5 protein-coding genes are annotated in these 8,201 nt (G+C 69.2%); 1 reads left to right on the top strand and 4 read right to left on the bottom strand.

Going from position 1 to position 8,201, the window contains the following annotated elements; genetic code table 11:
- Positions 1 to 688: 688 nt before the first annotated feature.
- The gene (locus A8950_RS08640; protein ID WP_133613216.1) at positions 689 to 5,023 is read right to left on the bottom strand and encodes an AsmA family protein; all 4,335 of its coding nucleotides are present in this window, start codon (positions 5,021 to 5,023) and stop codon (positions 689 to 691) included.
- Positions 5,024 to 5,181: 158 nt separating this feature from the next.
- On the opposite strand from A8950_RS08640, the gene A8950_RS08635 reads away from it, so the two are divergent.
- Positions 5,182 to 5,436, top strand: a complete 255-nt coding sequence (locus A8950_RS08635) for a DUF4169 family protein (RefSeq protein ID WP_133613215.1) — start codon at positions 5,182 to 5,184, stop codon at positions 5,434 to 5,436.
- On the opposite strand, the gene A8950_RS08630 is transcribed toward A8950_RS08635, so the two are convergent.
- The 3 genes from A8950_RS08630 to A8950_RS08620 all read right to left on the bottom strand — a co-directional run bounded on the left by A8950_RS08630 (position 5,433) and on the right by A8950_RS08620 (position 8,162).
- Positions 5,433 to 6,803 carry an MgtC/SapB family protein gene (locus tag A8950_RS08630; RefSeq protein ID WP_133613214.1) on the bottom strand — a complete coding sequence of 457 codons (1,371 nt, stop codon included), beginning with the start codon at positions 6,801 to 6,803 and terminating at the stop codon, positions 5,433 to 5,435. The genes A8950_RS08635 and A8950_RS08630 overlap by 4 nt on opposite strands.
- Before the next feature lie 52 nt (positions 6,804 to 6,855).
- A complete protein-coding gene (locus A8950_RS08625; protein WP_133613213.1) occupies positions 6,856 to 7,539 on the bottom strand; it encodes a COQ9 family protein in 684 nt (227 codons plus the stop codon).
- A 65-nt stretch (positions 7,540 to 7,604) separates the two neighbouring features.
- The gene (locus A8950_RS08620; RefSeq protein ID WP_133613212.1) at positions 7,605 to 8,162 is read right to left on the bottom strand and encodes a peptide deformylase; all 558 of its coding nucleotides are present in this window, start codon (positions 8,160 to 8,162) and stop codon (positions 7,605 to 7,607) included.
- Positions 8,163 to 8,201 lie beyond the last annotated feature (39 nt).

The raw sequence follows: 8,201 nt of genomic DNA, 5'->3' as shown, positions 1-8,201 counted from the left end.
CTCACGCCGCGAGGGGCGCGTTCACCGCCATGCCGGGCCTGCCGGCCGGAGGGGGCGATCACGCGCCGCCATCGACCGGCAGGGGCGAACATGGGCATGCCACGCGCCGAGGGGACGCCGGCAACCCGCCGGCCCGGAGGGGAGCCGCTGACCCGCTGGCTCCGGGGGACCGGCTGCTGCCGGCCTGTAGGCGCTGTGGCTCCCCGGGTGCAGGCGCGAGGGGATCTCCCTCGCGGCTGGACCCACAAGCCGTCACCCCCCAGCGCGAGGGTTCCGGGATGCGCCGCCCGCTCTCGAATCTCGGACTCTCGAACCTCGGAGCGCCCCGCTCAATGGCAGGGTTGAAGCCGGCTTGCCCCTGGGACAACCAGGTCATTCCATCCATGGCGGCAAATGCCGCCGGGCCAACTATGGCGGCAAATGCCGCCGGGCCAACTATGGCGGCAAATGCCGCCGGGCCAACTATGGCGGCAAATGCCGCCGGGCCATCTATCGGGCTCTTAGGTTGCGGCGCCGGTGATCAATCGGCCCCGCCTTTGTGTGCACAATGCGTCATATACGCTGTCGGCGTATGAATGTCAAGAACAAAAATGGAACTATTTGTCCCCACCCGGCACAACTGTCATTCCCGGGCAAAGTCCCGGGAATGACGGAGGGGCGTGGATCGGGCCGGAACGGGTGGTGGCGCCTATTGCACCAGGGCGCCCGGCTCCTGCAGCAATTCCTCGATCGGCGATTCCGCCGGTGCCGGCTCGGCAGGGGCGGGTTCTGCCGGCGCAGCCTCGGCAGGCGCCACTTCCTGGACCGGCGCGGTTTCCGCCGGGGCCGCTTCCACCGGCGCAGCTTCAGCCGGTGCAGCTTCAGCCGGCACTGCTTCCGCCGGCACTGCTTCCGCCGGCGCATTCAGCGTGGCGCCGGGTTCGGCCGAAGGCTCGGCCGGAGCCATTTCAGCCGGAGCCATTTCAGCCGGAGCCGCTTCGGCTGGTGCCGCTTCCGCCGGTGCGGCTTCGGCTGGGGCTGCTTCCGCCGGGGCCGCTTCCGCCGGGGCCGCTTCCGCCGGCGCAACTTCAGCCGGGGCGGCTTCGGCCGGCGCATTCAGCGTGGCGCCGGGTTCGGCGGCGGCCGGTGCTTCTGCCGGTGCCGCGGCGGGCGCCTGCTGCTGGCCACCGCCGAGGAGATCGCCGATGCCCGGCACCTGGTTGAGGAGACCACCGGCCGGCGCCGCGGCACCGGGCTCGGCCGAGCCGCCACCCGACCCGCCTAGGCCGGGGATAGTGACGCCGCCGGGCAGCTGGACGCCCGTGCCCTCGCCACCGGCGCCGCCAAGGCCGGGGATCTCGCCGACACCCGGAATATTGAGACCGGGCAGATTGAGGCCGGGGACAAGGCCGCTGGCCGGCCCGGCGGCACCGCTGCCGGAGAAGGCCGGACGCGGGCTGTTCACCGGGCCGGTCAGATTGATGCTCATGAAGGCGGCCTCCGCCTGCTGGCCGAAGAGATCGACCAGCATGTTGAGCGCCCAGGCGCCGAGATCGACCTGGCCCTTGGCCGTGCCGCGGGCGCGCGGGTTGGTGAAGGCGAAATCCTGCGTGTCGAGCACGCCCTGGGTGATGTCGAAGGTGCCGGAGAGCTGGTTGTCGACGCCGGTATAGGAGCTGAGCACGCCGTTGATGCTGTCGGCGATGCCCTTCACCTCCTTCACCTTCTGGCCGAGCACGCCGAGCAATGCCGAGCCCACCGTCTGCTCGACCTTGCCGATGATCATCATCGTGCCGCCGAGATCGCCCTTGCCGGCGAGCGAGCGCACGATGGCGGCCTGGCTTTCGCCGGCGCCGGTCAGGTCGAGGTTGAGCGAGAGCGGGCCCTTGATCTGGTTGCCGGCGATGCCGCCGCCCAGCACCTCGCCCAGCTGGATCTGGTCGATCGCCATCTTGGCGATGATCTGCGGCGTCGCCCGCGCATCGACTGAGGTGCCGGAGAGATTGAAGCCCCCGCCATAGATGCGGCCGGAAAGCGTGTTCATGGTGAGCACGCCGTCCTTCAGCAGGACCTTGGCGACGAGGTCGTCGATGCGCTGGTCCGGCATGATGAGCGAGGCCGCCTTGAAATCGATGTCGGCGTCCTGGGCCTTGAGCGCGGAGAGATCGAGCGGCTCGTTCGACCAGGGCGAGCCGTCGCCACCGCCACCGCCAGCACCTTCACCGCCGCCGCCGGAACCGCCGCCCATGAAAGGCACCAGATTGACGGTGCCGCCCACCAGCGCGGCCGTCACCATCGGCTTGGCTCCGGTGGCGTCGTAATCGGCGCTGCCGGCGAGGCTGGAATCGCCCCAGCGGAAATCGAGCCCGGAAACGGACGCCTTCTGTGTGGTGCCCGCCGCCTTGGCCTGGAGCGCCAGCGGCCCGGCCTTGGCACCCGACGATGGCAGGTCGGCCAGCGCCAGCAATTGCGTGAATTCGGGATGGTTGGCGGTGAGCGAGATGTCGAAGGCCATCGGCTCGGCCTTGGCCTTCACATTGCCGGCGAGCTTGACATCGGCCCCGGCCGCCTGCAGGCCAAGATCGAGATTCATGTCGTCGGCGCCGCCCTTCAGCGAGCCCTTGGCGGCGAGCGCCCCCATCTTTTGCGCCTTCGGCCCGGCGAGGCCGGCCAGTTGCAGCAAGGCAGCCGGCCGGTCGGCGCGGAGATCGAGCGCGGTGTCGACCTGGGGCGTGCCGGCGATGCCGGTGATCTTGCCAGAGAGCTTGCCGGCGCCGCCGATTCCCGACATGGCAAGATCGACGTCATAGGCGAGGTCGTCGGTGCCGCTCTGCGCGTTGCCCTTGAAGCTGACGGCGCCGAGATTGTCGGCCGCCTTCAGCTGGGTCGGATCGGCGGTGCCGCCGAGGGCCAGCAGCGGCGCGAGTTTCGCCACCTTGACGTCGAAGGTCGAGTTGATGCGCGGGATGCCGCCGGAGGTGAGGCCGGCAGCGCCGCCCTTGGCGGTGCCGTCAAGGCCGATCCCGGTCATGGCCAGCGCCACGTCGTAGGAAACCTCGTCGCCGCCACCCAGCGCCTTGCCCTTGAGCGTGAGCGCGCCCAGCTTGCCGGTCGGCTCGCTGCCGGCCATGCGCGCCAGCTTGTTGGCGTCCTTGGCGGTGACATCGAAATCGAGATCGAAGCGCGGATCGCCCTTGAGGTCGGTCACCTGGCCCTTGACCGCACCCTTGCCGCCCATGAGATCACCGACCGAGAGATCCTCGATGGTGAGGGTGCCGTTGGCGAGACCAACCAGGACATGCAGCTTCTGGATCTGCTGCTCGTTGAGGGTGAGGGCACCGGCGCGCAATTCGATATTGGCGTCGAGATCGCCGAGGGGGGCCAGCGCCTTCAACGGATTGCCGCCCGGCTCCGCCCCGGCGGCCGCCGGTTCGGCCGGCGCCGCGGCACCGCCCTGCGGCAGATAGCCGTCGAGATTCATCTTGTCGAGCGAGAGGCCGATTCCGAAGGCCATGCGCTGGCGCAGCTTGCCGTCGGGCAGCGCCACGGTGACGCCGCCGCCGATCCGCGTCGCATCGAGCTTGGCCGCGAGATCGGAGAGTGCCACCTGGGTCGGGGTCACGGTGACGCGGCTGTTGAGCGCGAAGGCGCGCAGCCGATCGCCCGGCACGCCGGCCACGGCACCCTTGGCGAAGGCGTCGATGAGGGCGCGCAGATTGCTGGAATCGACGTCGAGCCCGCCGGCAAAGACCGGCTGGCCGCTCTGCGCCTCGAGCGTGCCGCCAAGCTTGACCGCGGTGGCACCGGGCAATTGCGCCGAGAGCTCCGTCAGGTTGACCTTGGCATCGGCCAGCGCCGCCACCAGCTTGACCTGGTCGATGGCATTTCCCTGCACCACCACCTGGTCGATGGTGACATTGGCGCGCGCATTGATGCCCTCGGGCAGCGTGAAGCCGCCGGCGCCGTTCTGCGGCGTGGCGATGGGCGCAGCCGGTTCCGCCGCCGCGCCGGCCGGCGCCTGGGGCAGCAGCGCGTCGAGATCGAGCCGGCCCATGGCGAGGGTGAGGTCGACATCGGTGGTCTCGCCCATCGACGCGACGACACCGCCACGCGCCGTCATGTCGCCGAGGCTGGCGGTGAAATTGCCGAGCTCGGCACGGGTCTGCGCCGCCGTGATGTCGCCCTCGAGCGCGAAGGCCTGGGCGAGCGGCCCTTCCTGCGCAGGCGCGCCGGACAGGACCGCGATCAGTTTGGCGACGCTGTCGCCCTTGCCGGTCAGCTTGCCAGTGACGATCGGCCGGTCGGCAGTTTCGGCCGCCTTGAGGTCGGCCTGGCCCGAGAAACCCACCGAGGCATTGGCATCGTCGATTCTGAGCGTGACATTGATCGGCATCGGCTGTGCCGGATCGAGGCGGCCGACATCGACCGCAAAGCCCAGGGGCATGCCCATCGCGGTGAGTCCGCCCGTAGCGCTGAACGGTCCCTCGAGGCTTTTCAGCGAGAGATCGACATTGAGGTTCTCGACCCGTTGTTCGGCCGCCGTGGCGAGGTCGCGATAGACGATCGTGCCGTCCTCGATGCTGGCGCCGTCGACCGAGACGTTCATGCCGCCGCCGGCATCGGCCGGTGCGGCCGGTTCCGCGGCAGCGCCACCAGCCGGCGCGATCTCCCAATTGCCGGCACCGCTCGGCAGCTTTTCCAGCACGATCACCGGCTTGACCAGCGAGACCTTCTTGACCTCGACGCTCTTCGACAGCAGCGGCAGCAGCGCCACCTCGACCTCGACCCGCTCGATCTCGGCCATGTTGGCGGCGGCACCTTCCGGCGCATTGCCGAACTTGATCCCCTCGACCGTGACCGAGGGCAGCGGCAGCAGCGACAGCGAGATGTCGCCCTCGATGGCGAGGTCGCGGCCGGTGGCGGCCCTGGCCTGTTCCGCAATCATGCCCTTGTAGCTGTTGAGGTCGATGAAGAAGGGCGCTACCAGCAGTGCAACGATGAGCAGCACCAGTACGCCGCCGACGATTTTCAACGCCATCTTCATGATCCGTCACTCCCGGTCGCGGGCCAGTCCGAAGACCTGGCCATCCATGCGGCAAGATTGTTCATCCGAAAGCCGCTTGCCCGCATTATCGCCTTTGGAAAGAATGGGGGGCAAGGTCGGAATCACCGGCCGCAAGTGACAATTGCGCGAGGCTGGGCGTGGCCGAAATCGTCAATCTGAACCGGTTCCGCAAGACGAAGCAGCGCAGCGAGGCACAGCAGCGCGCGGCGGAAAACCGCGTGCGCTTCGGCCGCAGCAAGGCGGAGAAGGCCAGCGACCGGGACGAAACCGCGCGGCGGGAACAGAATCTGGACGCCGCGCGGCGCCAGGAATCGGGCGGGGACCGGGAGTCGGACAGGAACCTGGAGTCGGGCGCGAACCCGCCGCAGGACGACAGCACGCAGGACGATTAGCCGGGCGCTGCCAGGAGCATCTGCTGCAGCACCGCGCCGGCCGCCGCCGCCAGGGCCATCACCGCAAGGGCGCCGAGGCCCCAGCGCGCGAAGACGCCGCCGCTGCGCGCGACGATCGCCGCCTTGACGATGGTGTTGCTGCCCGCGGCGATCAGGATCGCCGCCACCAGTGGCGTCATGGCGGCACCATTGCCGGCATCGCGCGAAACGGCGATGGTGATGGCGTCGACATCGGCGAGGCCGGCGATGGCGGCGAGGACGAGGAGGCCGCTGGTGCCGAACTGGTCGCTGAGGTATTTCTCGGCAAGACCGATGGCCGCCAGCAGCAGGGCAAATTTGATCGCCTGCCTGAGCTCGAACGGGTTGTCGAGGCCAAGCGATTCGCCGCCCACCTTGCCGGCGCCCTGGCCGTTGCGGCCGAGATGCCACATCAGCACGACCATGCCGAGGGCGGTGAGGACGAACAGCCCCATCGGCAGTGCCAGCGCCATGGCGAGGCTTGGCGCCAGCAGGCCGGTCACCACCAGGATGCGCGCCGCCATGACGGCATTGGCGATGACGACGCCGGTCGCCAGCATGCGTCCCTGCTTGGGCTGGTCGCTGGCCATCCTGGCGAAGGTGATGGTGGTGGCCGTCGACGAGACCAGACCGCCGAAGAGCCCGGTGGCGATGCAGCCCAGCGCCGCCCCCAGATAGCGGATGGCGAAATAGCCGATGAAGGAAAGCGCCGAGATGAGTACCACCAGCAGCCAGGTTTCGCGCGGATTGAAGAAGCGGTAGGGGCCGAAATCCTGGTTGGGCAGGATCGGCAGCACGACCAGCGAGATGACCAGGAAGCGGACGGTCGCCTTCAGCTCCTTGTCGGTCAGCTTGCCCACCGCGCCGTGCAGGATCGGCTTCAGATAGAGCAGCGTCACCACCACCACGGCAGCCGCCACCGCCAGTTCCGCGGCACCGGTCGCGGCAAGAAGGCCGAGCAACGCCGTGGTGATCGCCGCCACCAGCGTCGTCATGTCCTCGGCCAGCGCGCCGAAGCGGGAAGCGCCGTCGGCGCGCCGGTCGGCAACCAGCAGGAGCGTGATGGCGATGAGGGCGGCGGGCGCCAGCCAGGGGCCGAAACTCGCCTGCAGCGTGCCGGCGAGGCCGCCGAACAGGCCGATGATACCGAAGGTGCGAATGCCGATGCGGCCCGCCGCCTCGCCCTCCTCGCCCTGCTTGCGCCATTCGCGCTCCAGGCCGATGAGAAGGCCGATGGCCAGCGCCACCACCAGGTTGACGGCGATGCCGAGGTCGATATGGCTGAGGTCGAGGTCGACCGCCTCGGGCGACGGTCCGCTGGTCAGCGCCTGGTTCAGGGTTTCGTCCATCGGCTCACCGCATCCCGGTCATCGTCCGGCCGCCGCGCGTCAACATTGTGCATCAACGCCGGGCCATGCGCCGGCGGCGCAGCGCCGGGCGGCCGGGCACAGCGTCCCGCTGCAGCAGGGCGAGCGGATTGGGGAGGCGCCCGAAGAGGCCCTTGATGCGCTGCTTCGCCGCCGGGATCTTCATCACCTCGGCGAGGCGCCGGTCGAGAAAGGCCCAGGTGGCGGCATGGCCGGCACTCTTGTCGCCGAGCCAGTGCAGCAGGGTTGCCGAATAGACCGCGGCCAGGATGGCGCGCTTGGAATAGAAGCTGAAATCGGTCGAGCGGTCGCCGACCGCATGCCAGATCGAATCCACCGTGCCGTAGAGCAGCTTCGGCCCCAGCGTCGCGTTCTCCGGCAGCAGCAGGAAGGAGAGGCCGGCGCGGATCGCCTCGCGCTCGCCCTCGACCAGGCTGAGGCGCAGGCGGATTGCATGGGCGATGCGCTCATGCAGGCGCCGGTGCGTGCGCGTCGCCTCGTCGGCCAATGCTGCTTCCATGCGCCGGTCGGCCTGGCGATGGGCAAAGGCCAGCACCTCGGCCATGCCGCCCGGGAAGGCATTGACGGCGCGGGCGAGATCGAGGCCGAGATCGGCCGCCCCCGCCTTCATCGCGGTCTCGCTCCAGCCGTCGAAGGGCACATGCGGCAGGATTGCCGCCGCCAGCCTCTCGCGGTCGTCGTCGCGGTCGTAACTCATGATCTCACCCAACATTCTGCGGTTCTGTCCGTTCCCGGCATTGTGGCGCAGTTTGCCTCTCGACGCTAATCGGCTGCTTCCTGGCCCTGGAAGCGGCGCAATTCCTCGACGAAGCCGAGGCTGGAGAGGTCGCGCATGCGCATGGGATAGAGGATGCCGTCCAGATGGTCGCATTCGTGCTGCACCACCCGGGCATGGAAGCCGGTCGCCTCGCGGTCGATGACGCTGCCATCGGGGGCGAGCGCGCGGTAGCGGATGCGGGTATGGCGCGGCACCCTTCCGCCAAGGCCCGGCACCGAGAGGCAGGCTTCCAGCCCCTCCGCCATCTGGTCGGAGAGGGGCGTGATTTCGGGGTTGATGAGGGCGGTCAGCGGAACGCCTGCGGTCGCCGCCGGATCAGTCCCCTCTTCGGTGGCGATTCTGGCGCCGGGGACATGGAAAATCACCACGCGCAGCGGCACATGGACCTGGGGGGCGGCCAGGCCAGCCCCACCGATATCCGCCAGCGTATCCAGCATGTCGTTGATAAGATTATGTATTTCCGGCGCGGTCGGGTCCGGCACCGGATCCGCCACCCGTTTCAGCACCGGGTGGCCCATGCGCGCGATCTTAAGGATGGCCATGCCTGCTCCACTTTGCTGCCGGGAAGAATATGGCCATAA

The organism is Dongia mobilis (genome assembly GCF_004363235.1).
In the GTDB taxonomy this organism is placed as follows: domain Bacteria; phylum Pseudomonadota; class Alphaproteobacteria; order Dongiales; family Dongiaceae; genus Dongia; species Dongia mobilis.
Note: the sequence above shows the minus strand (reverse complement) of the source record. Positions and strands in the feature narration are given on the sequence as shown.

What these genes read in the sequence shown, in the direction of transcription:
- A8950_RS08640 (WP_133613216.1), bottom strand. Translation starts at nt 5,023, where the DNA reads ATGAAGATGGCGTTGAAAATCGTCGGCGGCGTACTGGTGCTGCTCATC.
- A8950_RS08630 (WP_133613214.1), bottom strand. Translation starts at nt 6,803, where the DNA reads ATGGACGAAACCCTGAACCAGGCGCTGACCAGCGGACCGTCGCCCGAG.
- A8950_RS08620 (WP_133613212.1), bottom strand. Translation starts at nt 8,162, where the DNA reads ATGGCCATCCTTAAGATCGCGCGCATGGGCCACCCGGTGCTGAAACGG.
- A8950_RS08625 (WP_133613213.1), bottom strand. Translation starts at nt 7,539, where the DNA reads ATGAGTTACGACCGCGACGACGACCGCGAGAGGCTGGCGGCGGCAATC.